The organism is Dokdonia sp. R78006, from assembly GCF_042466145.1.
GTDB lineage: Bacteria > Bacteroidota > Bacteroidia > Flavobacteriales > Flavobacteriaceae > Dokdonia.
Genome location: NZ_JAXHBU010000001.1, coordinates 2,194,960 through 2,212,303, shown reverse-complemented (window position 1 = coordinate 2,212,303; position 17,344 = coordinate 2,194,960). Strand labels below are relative to the sequence as shown.

The 17,344-nt window shown below is 37.1% G+C and carries 14 protein-coding genes and 1 other RNA gene; 6 read left to right on the top strand and 9 right to left on the bottom strand.

Features of this window, described 5'->3' with window-relative positions; translation table 11 throughout:
• Positions 1–59 precede the first annotated feature (59 nt).
• On the top strand, positions 60–1,715 hold the full coding sequence (locus tag SJY37_RS09915) for an LptF/LptG family permease (RefSeq protein WP_298325761.1): 1,656 nt from the start codon (positions 60–62) through the stop codon (positions 1,713–1,715).
• 66 nt (positions 1,716–1,781) lie between these two features.
• Positions 1,782–2,924 carry a 3,4-dihydroxy-2-butanone-4-phosphate synthase gene (gene ribB, locus SJY37_RS09910; protein WP_013749709.1) on the top strand — a complete coding sequence of 381 codons (1,143 nt, stop codon included), beginning with the start codon at positions 1,782–1,784 and terminating at the stop codon, positions 2,922–2,924.
• A 167-nt stretch (positions 2,925–3,091) separates the two neighbouring features.
• Here the strand turns inward: ribB and ffs are convergent.
• An RNA gene (gene ffs / locus SJY37_RS09905) (signal recognition particle sRNA small type) lies at positions 3,092–3,190 on the bottom strand.
• An 84-nt stretch (positions 3,191–3,274) separates the two neighbouring features.
• Between ffs and SJY37_RS09900 the strand changes: the two genes are divergently transcribed.
• The 3 genes from SJY37_RS09900 (at position 3,275) to SJY37_RS09890 (ending at position 6,776) form a co-directional block, all read left to right on the top strand.
• On the top strand, positions 3,275–4,336 hold the full coding sequence (locus tag SJY37_RS09900) for a glutaminyl-peptide cyclotransferase (protein ID WP_298325768.1): 1,062 nt from the start codon (positions 3,275–3,277) through the stop codon (positions 4,334–4,336).
• Between the two features lie 91 nt (positions 4,337–4,427).
• Entirely contained in the window at positions 4,428–5,174 is a 747-nt protein-coding gene (locus SJY37_RS09895) for a carboxypeptidase-like regulatory domain-containing protein (protein ID WP_298325771.1), read from the top strand.
• Positions 5,175–5,219: 45 nt separating this feature from the next.
• The gene (locus SJY37_RS09890) at positions 5,220–6,776 is read left to right on the top strand and encodes a hypothetical protein (protein WP_298325776.1); all 1,557 of its coding nucleotides are present in this window, start codon (positions 5,220–5,222) and stop codon (positions 6,774–6,776) included.
• Between the two features lie 4 nt (positions 6,777–6,780).
• Here the strand turns inward: SJY37_RS09890 and SJY37_RS09885 are convergent, their stop codons facing one another.
• From SJY37_RS09885 to smpB, 3 genes are all read right to left on the bottom strand, one after another.
• Positions 6,781–9,258 carry a DUF5686 and carboxypeptidase regulatory-like domain-containing protein gene (locus SJY37_RS09885; RefSeq protein WP_298325778.1) on the bottom strand — a complete coding sequence of 826 codons (2,478 nt, stop codon included), beginning with the start codon at positions 9,256–9,258 and terminating at the stop codon, positions 6,781–6,783.
• Between the two features lie 24 nt (positions 9,259–9,282).
• A complete protein-coding gene (locus tag SJY37_RS09880; RefSeq protein WP_298325783.1) occupies positions 9,283–10,017 on the bottom strand; it encodes a hypothetical protein in 735 nt (244 codons plus the stop codon).
• A 78-nt stretch (positions 10,018–10,095) separates the two neighbouring features.
• On the bottom strand, positions 10,096–10,557 hold the full coding sequence (smpB, locus tag SJY37_RS09875; protein ID WP_013749716.1) for an SsrA-binding protein SmpB: 462 nt from the start codon (positions 10,555–10,557) through the stop codon (positions 10,096–10,098).
• Positions 10,558–10,741: 184 nt separating this feature from the next.
• Between smpB and SJY37_RS09870 the strand changes: the two genes are divergently transcribed.
• Positions 10,742–11,494, top strand: a complete 753-nt coding sequence (locus SJY37_RS09870; RefSeq protein WP_298325788.1) for a DUF6503 family protein — start codon at positions 10,742–10,744, stop codon at positions 11,492–11,494.
• On the opposite strand, the gene SJY37_RS09865 is transcribed toward SJY37_RS09870, so the two are convergent.
• The 5 genes from SJY37_RS09865 to SJY37_RS09845 all read right to left on the bottom strand — a co-directional run bounded on the left by SJY37_RS09865 (position 11,491) and on the right by SJY37_RS09845 (position 17,301).
• Complete coding sequence (locus tag SJY37_RS09865) at positions 11,491–12,036, bottom strand: histidine phosphatase family protein (protein ID WP_298325791.1); 546 nt, start codon at positions 12,034–12,036, stop codon at positions 11,491–11,493. The genes SJY37_RS09870 and SJY37_RS09865 overlap by 4 nt on opposite strands.
• A gap of 421 nt (positions 12,037–12,457) precedes the next feature.
• Entirely contained in the window at positions 12,458–14,476 is a 2,019-nt protein-coding gene (locus tag SJY37_RS09860) for a DUF349 domain-containing protein (RefSeq protein ID WP_379953362.1), read from the bottom strand.
• Between the two features lie 78 nt (positions 14,477–14,554).
• A complete protein-coding gene (locus tag SJY37_RS09855) occupies positions 14,555–15,343 on the bottom strand; it encodes a shikimate dehydrogenase family protein (RefSeq protein WP_379953037.1) in 789 nt (262 codons plus the stop codon).
• The gene (locus SJY37_RS09850) at positions 15,315–16,337 is read right to left on the bottom strand and encodes a DUF368 domain-containing protein (protein WP_379953036.1); all 1,023 of its coding nucleotides are present in this window, start codon (positions 16,335–16,337) and stop codon (positions 15,315–15,317) included. The genes SJY37_RS09855 and SJY37_RS09850 overlap by 29 nt, the downstream gene beginning before the upstream one ends.
• The gene (locus SJY37_RS09845) at positions 16,327–17,301 is read right to left on the bottom strand and encodes a DUF368 domain-containing protein (RefSeq protein ID WP_379953035.1); all 975 of its coding nucleotides are present in this window, start codon (positions 17,299–17,301) and stop codon (positions 16,327–16,329) included. Before SJY37_RS09845 ends, SJY37_RS09850 begins: the two co-directional genes overlap by 11 nt.
• Between the last annotated feature and the right edge of the window lie 43 nt (positions 17,302–17,344).

The following is a 17,344-nucleotide window of genomic DNA, read 5'->3' as shown; positions in this document are numbered from 1 at the left end:
ATAATACTAGTAGCAAGGGCGCAGACTTCTTATTTTTGTTTGCGCCCTCAGCTTTTTACATGAAAATACTAGACCGATATATTCTTTTTACGTTCGTAAGAACATTCCTGAGCATCTTCACCATTTTGATGTTCATTTTTGTTTTACAAAGTGTCTGGTTATATATACAAGAACTAGCAGGTAGAGACCTTGACTTTGATGTCATTATAAAGTTCTTACTTTTTGCGATGCCTAGTCTTGTAACGCTTGTACTTCCACTATCGGTTCTTCTTACAAGTATCATGACCTTCGGTAACTTTGCCGAAAACTATGAGTTTGCAGCAATGAAATCTACGGGTATCTCACTACAACGCGCGATGAAAAGTGTGATTTACTTCGTGATTTTTCTTGCGATATCTTCCTTTCTATTTGCAAATCATGTAATCCCTGCCTCTCAAATTGAGTTCAGAAATTTACGTAGAAACATAGGAAAACTTAAACCTGCCATGCTTATACGCAGTGGGCAGTTTAATGAGATTACTGAAGATTTTAATATGCGTGTGGCTGAGAAATATGGCGATAGAGATCAATATCTGAGAGACATTGTAATTCATCAAGCCGAAAAAGGAAGACTGGGTAACTATACCGTTATTATCGCTTCTGAAGGTGAACTCATAAGTTCTATAGACTCCCCTACGCTTTCCTTAAAACTTACGGACGGTAATTACTATACCGAAGTTCAAAAGAAAGATTATAAGGAGCGCAAGAAAGAACCCTTTGCCAAGAGTTATTTTGAGACATACACACTTAATATTGACTTGAGTGAGCTAGATGCTGTGGACCTAGACGATAAGGATATCAATAACAGCTACCAGATGATGAATATCGTTCTACTAGACTCTAGCATCACAGAGTTATCAAAGCGTTATGTGGAAGATAGAACTACCTTTAGCGACAAGTATATACACAAAGCAAACTTAACATCGCTAGATTCGCTATATTCTGGAGTTACTGCTCAAGATAAGGTGGTTAAAGACACGCTGCTAGAAAATTATGAAGTAAAAGATCGTGTGCGTATATTAGAAATTGCAAAGTCTAATTTAAACAACACTGTTGCAGATCTTGAGAATCGAAAGAACAAACTCAAAGTAGATGTAAAGCGCCTGAGTAAATTTGAAATCTCTCTGCACGAAAAGTACGTGTTAGGGTTTAGCTGTATTTTGCTATTCTTTGTAGGTGCCCCTCTAGGTGCAATCATTCGTAAAGGAGGATTAGGACTTCCTATTGTAATCGGCGTCGTTCTATTTCTCACATTCCACTTTATAGGAATCTTTGCAAAAAACAGTTCAGAAAACAACTCTATAAGCCCATTTTTTGCTAGTTGGCTCAGTACATTTATTTTATTACCACTAGGTGTTTACCTTACTTATAGAGCAACTACAGACCAAGGAATTTTTGACGTAGATATTATTCCTAAGCCTATTAAAAGATTATTTGCTAAAAAGAAGGAAGAGACCATCATCACTCCTACAGTAGATAAATCATACGTTCTCACGGAAGATGAGATACAATTATTAGACTCCTTTTCTTCTAATCAACTTAAGGACGTAGTAAAAAATTACAAAGATCTAGGGTACTCTAACGATATGCGTTTAGCCGCCATAGACAGACTTGATCAATTAGGCATCACTATAGAACACCTAAGAGTTCAAGGATATTATCAAGACAGCAAATAACTTTTTGCGCTTAAAACTTACACACAAAACAAAGGTGTTCCCGTATCTTTGTACAAAATATTACCTATGCAAAAGACAGCATCTACAAGCATCCAACTACATACTATTGAAGAAGCCATTGAAGATATTAAAAATGGTAAAGTAATCATTGTAGTAGATGATGAGGATCGTGAGAATGAAGGAGATTTTCTAGCTGCTGCAGAAGCAGTGACACCAGAAATGATCAATTTTATGGCTACTCATGGTCGCGGTCTTATATGCACGCCTATTACAGAAGATCGTTGTGAAGAGTTACATCTCAACATGATGGTAACAAGTAATACAGATCCTATGGAGACCGCTTTTACCGTATCAGTAGATCTTAAAGGCAATGGAGTTACAACTGGAATATCTGCCTCAGACAGATCAAAAACGGTACAGGCACTAATAAACCCAAATACAAAACCTTACGATTTAAGTAGACCAGGACATATCTTCCCGCTTAAAGCGAAAGAAGGAGGTGTACTGCGTCGTACGGGACACACAGAAGCTGCGATTGATTTCGCAAGACTCGCCGGTTTTAAACCTGCAGGAGTTATTGTAGAGATCATGAATGCAGACGGGACAATGGCTAGATTACCACAGCTTTTAGAAGTTGCCAAAACTTTTGACCTTAAGATAGTTTCTATTGAAGACCTCGTGGCTTATCGTATGAATCACGATAGCCTTATTGATAAAAAAGAGGACTTTGAGATTAAAACACGTTTTGGAGATTTTAGACTTCGTGCGTATGAGCAAACTACAAATGATACGGTTCACATAGCACTTACTAAAGGTGGCTGGGAAGATGATGAGCCGGTACTTGTACGCGTAAACTCAACTCAAATTAATAATGACCTACTAGGCACGCTCACAAACAATCCAGATGCAAAACTAGATGATATGTTTCGTGCGGTTAATGAAGCTGGTAAAGGAGCAATTGTCTTTATAAATCAAGAGAATGCAAGTGCAAATCTTTTAGGAAGATTGAGCGAACTAAAAACACTACAAAAAGAAGGAGAGATGAAAGCTCCTAACGTAGTGATGGACTCAAAAGATTTTGGCATAGGAGCACAAATCTTGCATGATCTGCGTATATCAAAAGTAAAACTAATGACTAATAGCGAAGGTCTTAAACGTATAGGTATCGTAGGCTACGGTCTTGAGATTGTAGAACGTGTAGGCTATTAAGCACTCATACACCTCAAAAAAAAAGCCATCTCATAATGAGATGGCTTTTTTTTTGAGGTGTAATTACGCTTTCGCGAAAGCGTAAAAAAAAATCCCAAATTTCATTAGCTTATGAAATTTGGGATTCTTTATATATAGTGTCAAATTACTTGACTTGTGCGCACAAAAAATGGCAAGCTACCTACATCACACCGCTACGACCATCTACCCTTGCTGCGTTCCCACCCTGGGGGATTCGACAGGAGCTGGTTGTGTAGGACTTGCCGCTGCAAAGATATAGCTTCTTTGAGAAGTCGCAAGGTTTTTTTGCCCGATTTTTTGTTTTAAATTGCCTTAAAATTCAACATCACATGACAGCATACGCTAAGCACCTCATTCTATTACTTTTACCACTTCTCATCATAGGCTGTGGTGATAAAGGATCACTAGATGGAAACTTCACAATCGAGACTAGTGCCATCAAAAATTCTATAAAAAATGGTGGAGAGATTGCTATTTCGCTTAAAGCGAAAAAAAATATCGCAATAGACTCTGTCGTTTATGATCTAGATGGACAGCGCTTAGGTAGTAATAAGGACAGCGGTAAATATACCACTACGCTTACTTCGCTAAAATTAGGCGGCAGAACTTTAACCGCAACAATCTCTACTCCAGATGGAACGACAACTGCTACTCAAAAAATAAATATACTACACACTAAAGCTCCTAAAGTATATGGTTATAAAATCATAAATAGATATCCACATCAAATAGATGCTTACACACAAGGACTAGAATTTGTAGGAGATACTCTTTATGAAAGTAATGGAAGCTATGGCGAATCTACACTGCGCAAACTTGACTATAAAACTGGCGAAGTACTTAAAGAAGTAAAGCTAGACAACTCTTATTTTGCAGAAGGAATGACGATTATAGGAGACAATATCTACCAACTCACATGGCAGGAAAATACAGGCTTTATCTACAATAAAGATACCTTCGAGAGGACTGGTACATTTGCTTACAATCAAAGTAAAGAAGGCTGGGGACTTACAAATGATGGTACGGTTATTTATAAGTCTGACGGAACTAGTAAAATCTGGACGCTAGACCCTGCTAACCTTTCTGAGCAATCATATATTGAGCCTACGCACAACAATGGAGTTATGTCTCAATTAAATGAACTTGAATTTATTGATGGAAAAATTTACGCAAACACCTACCAGCGAGAGTCGATAGCTATTATTGATCCAAAAACTGGCGCATTAGAGGCTCTTATAAATTTGAAAGGACTTAATAAAGAAGTTCAATCGGGACTAGACCCAGCAAACGAAGTTCTTAATGGAATCGCTTATAAAGCAAATGAAGGTCGTCTATTTGTAACTGGAAAACACTGGAACACCTTATTTGAAATAGAGATTGTAGAAAAGTAGGAAGTTCCCTCATTCACAAAGGCAGTTCACTCATTATGACTATTGGCAAGATGCTTGATTAACTAGATTTACATCAGTTAATCAAGACATTATGAAAAAGCCTATCGCCATTACAATCCCAAAGCCATGTCATGAAGACTGGACTTCAATGACTCCTACAGAGCAAGGAAAACACTGTGCTGTATGTAGTAAAGAGGTCATTGATTTTACAGCACACACTACAACACAATTACGGAATCATATAGTGAGTGGAGATTCGATTTGTGGTCGTTTTAGAAAAGACCAGTTGGATACTCCCATATATGCAACGCGTGATAAAGGTAGGAGCTTTGCTCAAGCGGCAGCGGCACTACTAGTCCCTATGGCAATGCTTTCGGTTGCAGAGTCATCTGGACAGACCACAACTGAGACTATAATTATGGGTGATATTGCACCCGTTGAATTACCTATTAATGCTTATGATAGTTTAGGAATTGGTTCACTTTCGCGAAAGCATAAAACTCCAAAAAAACTAATAACAATAACAGGTAAAGTGACCGACATGGCTGGGCCGCTACCTGGAGTGAACATAACCGTTCATGGAACTTCAAGAGCTTATCAAACAGATTTTGAAGGAAATTATAGTCTCAAAGTGTATCCTGGAGAAACGATTAAGTATTGCTTCTTAGGTTACGAACCACGTACAATACTCGTAGGCTCACAACTTGAAATAAATGTGAATTTTAAAGATGAGGATCAAAACATGCTTTTAGGAGAAGTTCTCATACTCGATTACAAACAAATTAAGAAAGAAGAGAGAAGAGAAAAAAGGCGTCTCAAGAAAGAAAAAGGACACTAAAAACACTACACTTAATGCGTTATATTTGTTACAAACTACAATTACATGCGCAGTATATACCTACTCATCGTCCTTGCTGGAATTATAACCTTTAGCTCTTGTCGTAATGATTTTGAAACGACAGCAAGCACGGGTAATCTTGAGTTCTCTAGAGATACTATTTTTTTAGATACTGTTTTTACAAACATAGGCTCGAGCACCTATAATCTTAAAGTATATAACCGCAGTGACGAGGATATTTCAATTCCTAGTGTGCGTTTAGGACTAGGTGAATCTTCAAATTATAGACTCAACGTAGATGGAATGCCTGGTAGAACTTTTGAAAATGTAGAGATTCTTGCAAATGATAGCATCTTTGTTTTTGTAGAAACTACTCTTGATATAAATAGCGTAGGCGATGGTTCTAATGAGTTTTTATATACAGATATTATAGAGTTTAATAGCACAGGAACAACGCAGCAAGTAGATCTTGTAACCTTGGTTAAAGATGCTATATTTCTTTTTCCAGAACGTGATGGAGCTACTGGAATAGTAGAAACACTTACCGTAAATAATGTAGAAACTTCGCTAGAAGGACGCTATCTCATGGATGATGAGCTTACTTTTACAAATGATAAGCCTTATGTGATTTATGGATATATGGCTGTAGGAGATCCTAGCGGAATTGACGCTAAAACGCTCAACATAGAAGCTGGCGCACGCATACACTTTCACTCAGATAGTGGATTACTCATTGCAGATAATGCATCGCTACAAGTAAATGGATTATTAAGCACAGATAGCGTACTTCTTGAAAATGAAGTGATTTTTGAGAGCGATAGACTTGAGACTGTTTTTTCTAATGTTCCAGGTCAATGGGGAACTATATTACTTACAGATGGTAGTATAAATAACAGCATTAATCATGCGACTATTAAAAATGCCACGGTAGGAATTCTTAATGAATCTAGTGCTAACAACTCAGCTACTCCAGGTTTAACACTTAGTAACACTCAGATCTACAATGCATCTGCTGTGGGGTTACTCAATAGATTTTCGGCTGTGGAGACTTCTAATACTGTAATTAATAACTGTGGCCAATTTGCTATGCTTATACAACTAGGCGGTAGTTACAACTTCACACATAGCACTTTTGCAAATTACTGGACGCAAAGTTTTAGAAATACGCCCGCAGTATTTATAGACAATACCCTACTAAGTGGGGACACTCTTTTAGTAGGCGAACTTGCTCAAGCTAATTTTACAAATTGTATTATATACGGTAATCAGGATGAGGAGCTAGGTTTTAATAAAGATGACGGCGCTCCGTTTAACTTCAAGTTTACCAATACTCAGATTCGTTTTGATGATGATTTTGGAGATTTTAATGAAAATCCGCTATTTGATTTTACAAACGTAAGTTTCTATCAAGACATTATAAGAGGTGGAGATCCAGATTTCTTTGAGCCAACAGAAAACATGCTTCAAGTAGGAGAAAACACAGCAAGCAACGGCCTCGGACTTCAAAGTGCATCAAACCAATTCCCGATAGATATTATAGGAACGAGCCGCACAAGTAATTCAGACTTTGGGGCGTATGAAAGTGTTGTGTTTCCTGAGTAACTTGTTACAAACTCAACCCTATTAAAAACGCACCATCACTCCCTCCTAGTGCTCCTTGTCCATACACATAGTCAAAACGTAATAGCCTAAATTTACCCCAACCTACATTTCCTATTCCTACGGTAAACTCCCTATAAAACGAGCTTTCATTTGTGCTAAGCACGTGTGCACCCGCAATAAGATTAAAATTAAGTTTATTTACTAGCGGTATCTTTCCTAGTACCCAACCTCTAAAATTATGCTCAACATGTCCTTCTACATACCCTTGGTTTGTACTACGTTCATAATAAGGTAAGACATTAAATCGATTGAGGCGTGATGGCTCAAAAAAGAGCGAGCGATTACCATTAAAATGCTGTCTATCTATAAAGCTCACACCTTTTGCGGTGCCTAAAAAGGTCCCAGCGCGCACATCATAAGACATTCTACCCTTGTTACTCACATTAAACTCTTGTTGAGCGACAACGCGTAGTTGGTCAAAGTTATAATCTGCTATAGAAGCTCCAAATCCTTTTTCATACACTAAGGTAAGTGATGGATATTTTTCTGAAGTAACATTGAATTTCCCACTAGGATAGCTGTAGTATTTCTGTCCAAAATTTACGGTAGTACTTAGAAGCAACTTCCCGATGGAGTGCGCTTCAAAAGCTCCGTTCTCAGTATCAAAAGGATTGAGCGGATTATTACTGGTATACTCACGATCATCTTTCGGGAAGAATGTTTGGTCTGTAGTATTAAAAACAGGATTACGCTGCTCGTAAGCAATAATGGCGTTTGCCCGCAAGCCATTCACTATTTCTTGTCCATAGTATAGTTGTGCAAATTCCTTTTCGTAATATTTTGCAAAGTTCTCTTCTTGAGTTAATGTGAGGTATGAATTTATAATAGGGCGTATAGGGTCTGCATTATTTACTTGTAAAATATCAACTCCTCCCGTAGCGCTTATAGTGGCTCTATTAGTTCGATTAAAACGCCTAGTAAATCCTAATGTGTAACGCAAACGATCTTCTGAGAATCCATAGTTCGCTTTCGCGAAAGCGGAAAGAGATTTACTATAATCTTCATCACTCCAACTAGAATAAGTTGCCTGCATGGTTCCGTTCCAACCTTGAACGGTATTAAACTGAATATTCTGGATAGGTGGCGTGATTCCAAATCGCCATTTATTATAAGTATCTGTATAAGAATATCCAAAGATGGGTGAAGTAATCTTAAATCGATTGCCTCGATCATCTATAGAATCTAGATACTTCTTTGATTTTCTTATAACCTGTATGCTATCTTTCTTTACATAATCATTTATTTCAAGTGACGTTAAAGGCACGGGACGACTACGCTCCCAGAACACACTATCTTTTTTATTTGCCTCATCTGCAAAAGACAAAATCTCTGCCGAAAAAGAGTCTTTCGTAAACTGAGGAGCAAATTCATAATCAGAATAAGCTGCTGTAAATCTACCATCACCTTTAAGTCCTAAAAAACCAAAGCTAAAGTCTATGACTTGTGAGATTTTCACCCACTGGCTAAGAGATTCCTCATATTTGAAATTCTGCTTAAAGTTGAGATTTTCAATAAATGGCACTTGAATCGCACTACCATCCGTTTGTAAATCTACGCCATAAAGTTGCCATGAATCTTCTACAATATAGATGGTTCCAGTAAATACGCGGTCGTTTTCTCTGCGTGGTGCAACTGTTATTTTATTAATGAGTTGGTCGTTTTCAAAAAACGTTCCTTCAAGATTATACTTGTAGTAAGAGAATGCATTACTAGCGATAGGAGAAATGATCTGCGTATTGAGATCTAGGGTATTTTCATAAAAAGAGAAATTTGCATCGCTCGCAGTATTAAAGCTAAAACCGTTATCATCTCCACTTACTTTACTCGCTACAATTACCTCGCTAAAATTATCTGGACGCTGATATTTAATATTTGAAATAGTCTCACTTAGATATATGATACCTGTACGTGTAGAGTCCAGACCACCGCCTAGATCTCCTACTTCTTGCCCTAAAATTTTATCTGGTGCATCTTTTACCTGCCACAGACCTCTAGAGTAAAAGGCAGCAGTATATTCTCCTATATTGCGTAAATTCTTTTTTCTTGAGGCTATTGCTCCTTGTATAATGCGATCTGCGGGATTTATACCAGCTTGCACGATTACTTCATCTAGGGATGTAGAAGATTCTTCCATTACAACAGAAACTGTCATTTCTTTAGAATTTACCTCCACTTCCTTTATAACCGTTGCATAGCCTAGAAACTGAAAGGTGACATTCAATGTTTCTCCTTGATCTATTGCCAGTAATTCTAGAGCGTATTGCCCATCACCATTTGTGGTAGTACCTCGGTTAGTATTTTCTATAAACACATTTACAAATGGAAGCGCCTCACCTTCTTTACTTACTACAGTACCTGTAATCTGTGCAGCTGTAACAAACGAAAAGAGTAGTATAATAACTAACGTAAAGTATGTGCGCATGTAATTGTCTTAGAAAATGAAAAATTATGAATTACTAAAGATAAGATACTGAGCACAAAGCCATATACGAATCTGGTCTTCATTATCTTTCTTAAGTAATGCTGTGATGTTTGGGTGGTCCACCAGCTCGTTAAAAAATCGCTTAACCTCCGTATCGTCTATCTCAAACCTATCTTTTATAAAATAGGCATGATATTCATATAGACTTTCATAAACGGCGATTTTCTTATCTATTTCTACATAACGTTTAAGCCTTTTAGTACGGCCAGTAATAGCATTAATTATAGGGTCTACTTGTAGACTACCTCCTAATAAACTAAGTAGATGAATAGGTTTAAAATCTCCTGCTGTATGTAACCTACGTTCATTTGCAGTTGGAATTTTTCGTTCTCCCTGTATAATACCTACGCTTTGTACTGTTATATCTGGCTGTTCCTTTATGATCACTTCATCTAGCTCATTTCTTTGTTCTTCTAATGAAATAGATAACAAAGGTTCATTTGCAAGCTGCTTGTGTATGATAACAAATTTCTCTTTGGCCGAAACATGGGATACAAGTAATACATCACCCACATCTACTTGTAGCCAGAATATTCCGTTATTATCTGTAGTGGTACTCCCCTGTGAGTTGAGATTAGTCACGTGAGCAGACTCTAGAACTTCATCTTCAAGAGTAACCTGTCCTTGCATAGACATAGGAAACTGTGCAACAACTTGGATGGTGATAAATAATAAAAGTAGAAGTAATCTTAAACGCATAGAGAATAGTACTCTATAAAAGACGTTATAAAATTATAAATAGTTGCCTAACAAAATGTTAAACTGAGAAAATGAGTTTTAATTATTAAAAGACTTCTTGATGCGATCTAAGTTTTTCTTGTTATCTCGATCTTTTATAGTTTCTCGTTTGTCGTAGGTTTTCTTTCCTTTTGCAAGTGCAATTTCAAGCTTTGCAAATCCTTTCTCGTTTGTAAATAAACGTAGTGGTACAATAGTAAGACCTGATTTATTTACCTCACGTTCCCATTTTTTGAGTTCGCGTTTGTTGAGTAATAATTTACGTTGATTCTTAGGCTGATGATTAAAATAGGTAGCATGAGAATATTCTTGCACCGTCATATTAATCACAAACATTTCTCCATGATCATTAAACTCACAAAAACTCTCTGCGATGGAGGCTTTACCTTCTCGTATTGCTTTAATCTCTGTACCCGCAAGTACGATTCCAGCAACGAGCTTATCGAGTAATTCATACTCAAAGCGCGCCCTTCTATTCTTTATGTTAACCGTATTTGACATTATAACAAATGTACAAAGTTGAAAAGAAATCTAACCTGAAATTAATCTTGAAATCAAAAAAATCATCTCTTGACTCCTAGTCTTATTTTTAACAACAAAGAGATTGTATTTTTGTAGCCTTAACGCAAGCCATTGTAAGAAGTAATTATTTCTAACGACCACACCACTCAGAAAAAACCTCTATATGTTTCGATTTCTTTCGGCGATTATCTTATTATTCATTATCACAAGTTGTTCTCAAAAAACACCTACTGCACAAGAGATTGTAGATAAGGCCATAGCAGCTTCTGGTGGTGCTCAAATTGAACATGCTAGTATTCATTTCAAGTTTAGAGATTTCTACTATAGAGCCACTCGCAATGAAGGTTTACGCACCTTAGAACGTTGTACGGATGCTGAATGCCAAGTACAACAAGACGTTATAAAAGATAATGGAGAATTTGTACGCTTTCGCGAAAGCGCACCTATCCCAGTAGCAGATAGTATGAAAAATCGTTATGCAAATAGCGTTAACTCTGTTCATTACTTTTCTGTACTTCCATATGGGTTAAATGATCCAGCAGTAAGAAAAAATCTTGTGGATGAAGTTACCGTAAAAGGCGAGTCTTATTACCGTATTAAAGTAGCATTTGCACAAGAAGGTGGTGGTGAAGATTTTCAAGATGAGTACATGTACTGGATTCACAAAGAGAATTACAACGTAAATTATCTTGCTTATAATTATCAAACTTCTGAAGGTGGCACTCGTTTTAGAGAAGCTTACAATGAACGTATCATAGAAGGAATACGCTTTGTAGATTATCGCAATTACAAACCAGAAGAGCAATTTCCTGCGCTTACCACGCTTGATAATCTCTTTGAAAACAACAAGCTCAATCTTTTAAGTAAGATTGAGCTTGAGAATATCACTGTATCTACCTGTCCTGATAATTGCTAGTCTACTACCGTTGCGATATTTTTTTTATCGATTACCTCTCCCGTTTCATCATTTACAACAAGTTGTACGTGGTATAGATGGAAATACTCAGACTCATCAATATCTTTAAAAGAGTTCTCACCTAATGCAGCATTTGCAAAATTAGGAGTGGTGTTGCTATGCCCTACCACTACAATATTTTTACCTGCAGTATCCATTTTAAAATCTTCTGAATTTAAATCTGCTGGGTTATAGGATTGAATCTCAACATTATTTGCCACAGCAGTAGGTGCTGCAGTGCGCATTGTACGTATATAGTCTGTTGAGTACACAGCATCAATATCCTTATCTGAGAAATAAGCCTTCCATCGCTCTGCTCTTTCTTCTCCTTCTATTGTCAGGTCTGGATTACGATTACTAGGATCACTCAAATCTTTTTCTGCGTGACGAATAAAGTAATAGTTTGTTGTAATCGTGTTAGAAGGTGATTCCTTCTTTTTCTGACCATCACAGCTTAAGGTTGTTGCAGTAACCACAAAGAGAAATAATAGAATGCGCATCATAATAATTTATTTTATACTCAAAGATACATTTTTGTAAGGTCTCTTATAAACAACCGACATATATAGTGTCTTGATACTTAGTTTAAGTAGCATAGATAAAATCTGCTATGAAAAAGCAAAATCCGCTTCCATAATTGGGAGCGGATTTTGTGATTTATAGGTATGGCAAGACGTTGAGTTGTGCGCAAAAAAAAACACAACTTGCGTTGTGTTTTTTTTCATTTTCTCTACATAGAGAAATACTGTACTAGCGTATAGGAAGCTATTAAGAATGTGGAGAATATTACATATACTCCTAAAATTAAATTTCTTCCTTGCCTTGGATTTTGTAACTGTGTTGTGTGTACTTGAGTTTTCATAATGTCGATTTTTAAAGATTGATTGATACTATAAAGACGACACTATACACAAAATGTTACAATTATGAATCTGATGTATCTTCTGTATCCTCAGTCGTAGTGGTTTCTTCCTCCTCTACTTTCTGGCTTTCTGTAATTGCCATTCTGAGTTTACGTAACTTAGATTTCCACATATTTAAATCTTCCTTATGACGTGCAATGTTCTTATGAACCTCTGCAACCATAGGGTTGTCATCTGCTACGTGCTGGAAAAAGCCTAGGTTATTCTCTAGCTGATTAATCTCTGCTTTTACCTCATCAATCTTCTTACGGATAAAGAAACGTTCTCTCTCAATAGCTGCTTCATCGTCAACCATAATACTCATACGGTTTTCATACTTGATAAGCTCTGCTTCTTTCTTATCTATATCCAATTGCTTGAAAAGACCATCAAGAACCTTATTAAAGTCTTGATCTATATTCTTCTTTGCATAAGGAACACGACCTATAGCTTTCCAATCTTCTATAAAATCTTTTATAGCTGCAAGATCTGCGGTACGATCACCTGTCATCTTTGCATCCTTAATAGTTTTCATTAAAGCTTGCTTTTTCTCTAGGTTTTCTTGCTCACCAGCATTTGCTTGCTTCTTAGAATCCTTCATGCGATCAAAGAAGTGATTACACGCTTCTTTAAATTCTTTCCAGATCTTATCGCTATCCTTACGTGGTACGTGACCTACTTTTTTCCAGTCTGCTTGGATGCGTTTCATCACATCTAATGTTCCAGGAATGTCATCACTATCCTTGTGCTCTTGTGCTATTTTTACAAGTGCTTGTTTCTTTGCAAGGTTATCGTATTGCTCTTTCTTTTGAGATTTGTAAAAATCATTCTTCTTGTGGTTGAATAATTTTGTTGCTTCTTTAAAAGAAGCCCATGTCTCCTCGTTATTTTCTTTAGGAACTTTTCCAGCTTTAAAGAATTCATCACGTAAGGCTTCTACTTTTTTGATTTTGTCTTGCACCGTTTTGTGCGCCTTAATATCATCTTGAGCTACCTCTTTTATTTTTGCAATGATTTCATTTTTCTGTTCAAGATTTTGAACCCATACAGCCTCTACTTCTTTCTGTTTCTCATCACGTGCATCATGAATTTTCTTTGTTGCCACGCTAAATTTGTCCCAGATCTCATCACTATACTCACGTGCAACAGGACCTATCTCCTCTTTCCACATGCGGTGTAGTAATTGTAATTCTTTAAAGGCTTTATTGATATTAGGCTCTGCTCCTAGCTCTTCTGCTCTTTCTATAAGAAGTAATTTCTTATCAAGATTTTCTTTAAAGTGCTTATCGCGGAAATCACGATTTAAGTGCAACAACTCATAAAATGCATCAATATGGAAGTAGTAATCGTTCCACACAAGATTGTAACGATCTCTTGGGATATTACCTGCATTATTCCAGCGTTCTTGGATATCCTTAAATTTATTGAACGTAGTGTTTACACTCTCTGCACCTCCTAGTTCATTGCGCAATGCCTTTACCTCTTCTATTAAGTCTTGACGTTCTCTAAGGTTTGCATTTTGATCTTTACGTTTGCGCTCATAAAATTCCTGACGCTTATTACGGTACTCGTAATACACCTCATTAAACTCCTTTTTAAGCGGAGAGAAAAATCTAAAATCAATAATATTTCCACCTTCGGCAAGAAATGCTTGTTTAGCCTCCTCTTGCGCTGCGTCAAACTGAGCATTAATCAAAGTATTTATTTCTTCTACCTGATCTTTTATATCTGTAACTCTTTCATTTTTGATCAGTAATTGCAGCTCTGCAATTAACTCCTCTTTTGAAAGAATGGTATAATCTTTTTTTGGTACTTCCTTTTTTTCTACAGGCACCTCCTCAGTAACTGCTGTAGTTTCTGCAGGTGCAGCTTCTGTTGTGGTAGCAGCGTTTTCACTTACTTCCTCTGTAGATAGCTCAGTATCGTTAGCCTCGGCAGCGAGCGCTTCTATTTCTGCATTCATCGTGCGATCTGCGGCAGGAGCCGTTTCTTCTAGATGCTCTTCAATACTTGGATCTTGGGGTTTCTTCTCTTCAGACATTTCTTTCAATGTTAGGGTTCTATTTGAATATAGGTAAATATACTATTTAGCTGGCACATATGGGCATAATGCAGCTTTCTAGCTGTTCCATATTGACCATGAGGCCTCTGCTTGCAATTCTAGCATGCGCAAACCATTAATTATGGTCGCTCCTTGCTCGCCTGCATATCGTAAAAAAGAAGACTCTGCCGGATTATAAATCAAGTCAAATGCAACATGTGTTTCATTTAAAAATAAATATGGAATATCTGGAGATTCCTCTACATCCGGATAGGTGCCTAGCGGAGTTGTATTCACTATAAAGGTCTGGCTCTCGATGAGTTCTCTATCTAGATCTTCGTAGGTTATTGTTGATTCTTTACGCTTTCGCGAAACAAAAACACATTGAACACCTAGCTGTTTCATTGCATAGTGAACCGCCTTTGATGCTCCTCCTGTTCCTAAAATAAGGCATTTTAAATCTCTACTTTTAAAGCTCGGCGTGCCAAAATCTACAAAAAGAGAGTCTCCAAAGTGCTCTAATAATGTATCTCTAAAACCGATAAAGTCAGTATTGTAGCCAGTTAACGTTCCGTCGCTTTCAACTTTTATGGTGTTTACAGCTCCAATAGCTTCGGCATCTACATTAAGATTATCCACCAGTGGTATTACATCCTGTTTGTATGGAATGGTTACATTATATCCTTTCGCGTAAGCGGGAGAAAAAAGATCTTTTAAAGCCTCTTTCTCAGGAACATCAAAATTCACATATGTTGCCGCTATCTCGAGCTTATCAAACTTATTTTTAAAATACCCTCTAGAAAATGAGTATCCTATATCTTTTCCTATTAGTCCGTATTTATCCACGAGCTCTTGTTCTTGTTCCATATTTACCTAATGCCACGACCATAAAAATGCCGGTGAGAATAAAAAATACCGCGAGCACATTTTCCATATTAATATCTGTAGGCATGTAGCGATCGTAATTATCTAATATGGGGCTGCCGTTTCTATCTATCGCTATCTCTTCTATTTCATTTCTTTTAAAAACTTCTAGTTTCCAGGGCCAAACAACGCCAAGAGAGCCTATAATAAATCCTAGAATCGCAGCATTAGTCGCCCATCTAAATTTCTTAAGCAAGTAACTTAAAAAGTGAGATAAAGTCACTAGACCCGTAAGTGAGCCTAGCGAAAAAACGATAAGTACCGTAAGTAAGCGCATGTGCTCTGGATCATCAATGAATGAAAAATCACCTCCAAAAACGCTAGTCATCGTCACAAAAAGTGCATTTACGGCATCTACAAGAAGTAGCACATAATTACCTAGAAGTATAAGAATAAATGAGCCTGAGAGTCCTGGCAATGTCATACCAGAAACGCCAATAATCCCACATATAAACACAAAAAACAGGTTATCATTTTCTTGAGCTGGCTCCATAAGACTTATAGCAACTCCAAATATAATTCCCGCAACAAGCATCATGATGTTACGCCTAGTCCACTCTTCAAAATCCTTTGCGATGTAGTAAATAGAACCTATAATCATCCCAAAAAAAGCACTCCAAACGAGTAAAGGATAATTGCGAATGGCGATATCTAATAATAGCGATACGCTAAAATAGCTAATGAGCATACCTAGTATGAGTAGTCCTAAGAATCTCCCATTTATATATCTCCAGAAACTATTGAACCTACCACTAAAAAGCAATTTCAATGCTTTACCATTAACTTTTTGAAGTGAGTAAATAAACTCTTCATAAAAACCTGCTACATATGCGACTACACCTCCAGAAACTCCAGGCACCTTATTTGCGGCACCCATAGCCAGCCCTTTAAGGACTAGCCAGACTTTATCAGAAAGTGATCTAGTCTCAGTCTGCATATACGTTTTTTTTAACCGCAGCTCTTTCTAGTAGTAAGATTAGTGCAAATCCAATTACGGCAAATACAACCGCATACAGCACCTGAGGATCACCATCAAAAGAAGATGGTAAAATACTTACAGCCTCTACAGGAACCTCTTCTCCGTGTCTATCTATTCGAGTAGATAGCACTTCCTTCCAAGGCCATATTTTATTGAGCGAACCAATCATAAAGCCAGTAAGTACAGCTAGCGTGATTTGCTTTTTGTGTTCAAACATCCATTTAAGCACTTTTGAAAATAACTTGAGGCCAACAATACAGCCCATTCCAAAAAGAAATATTTTAAATATTGCAGCTCGAAGTAGTGCCCAATCCTTTGCTAACAAAGCATCTTGAGCATCTGTAATGGTTCCTAGCACCATTCCATACGAACCTAACAGCACTAATATAAATGAACCAGAAACTCCAGGAAGTATCATTGCTATAATAGCAATACAGCCAGAAAGGAAATAAAACCACCATACGTTTGGCGCTTCAGAAGGTGCTGCAATGGTTATGAAGTAAGCTACAGCTACTCCTAGAATTAGTGCTATAATTACTGTGGGATTCCACTTAGTGATTTGTTTACCTATGTATAAAATACTAGCGACTACTAAGCCAAAAAAGAATGACCATACCATTATAGGATACACTTCTAATAAGTATTTAAAAACGCGTGCTAGAGATAAGATACTGATAGCAACACCAAGAAAAAGGCTTCCTAGAAATTTAAGATTATACTGCTCGATAGCTGCTGTGATTCCTTCTTTCTTCCAAACTTTAAGAACACCAAAATCTAACTTATCAATCGTTTCAATAAGTTCTTGATAGATTCCAGATATAAATGCGATGGTTCCTCCAGATACTCCTGGAACAACATCTGCCGCTCCCATGGCCATACCTTTTAGTATTACAAATAAATAGGAAGCTGATGGTTTCGGCATAGGGTTCGTTTTTCGAGTCAAGCTAAAATACTAGCTTTCACAA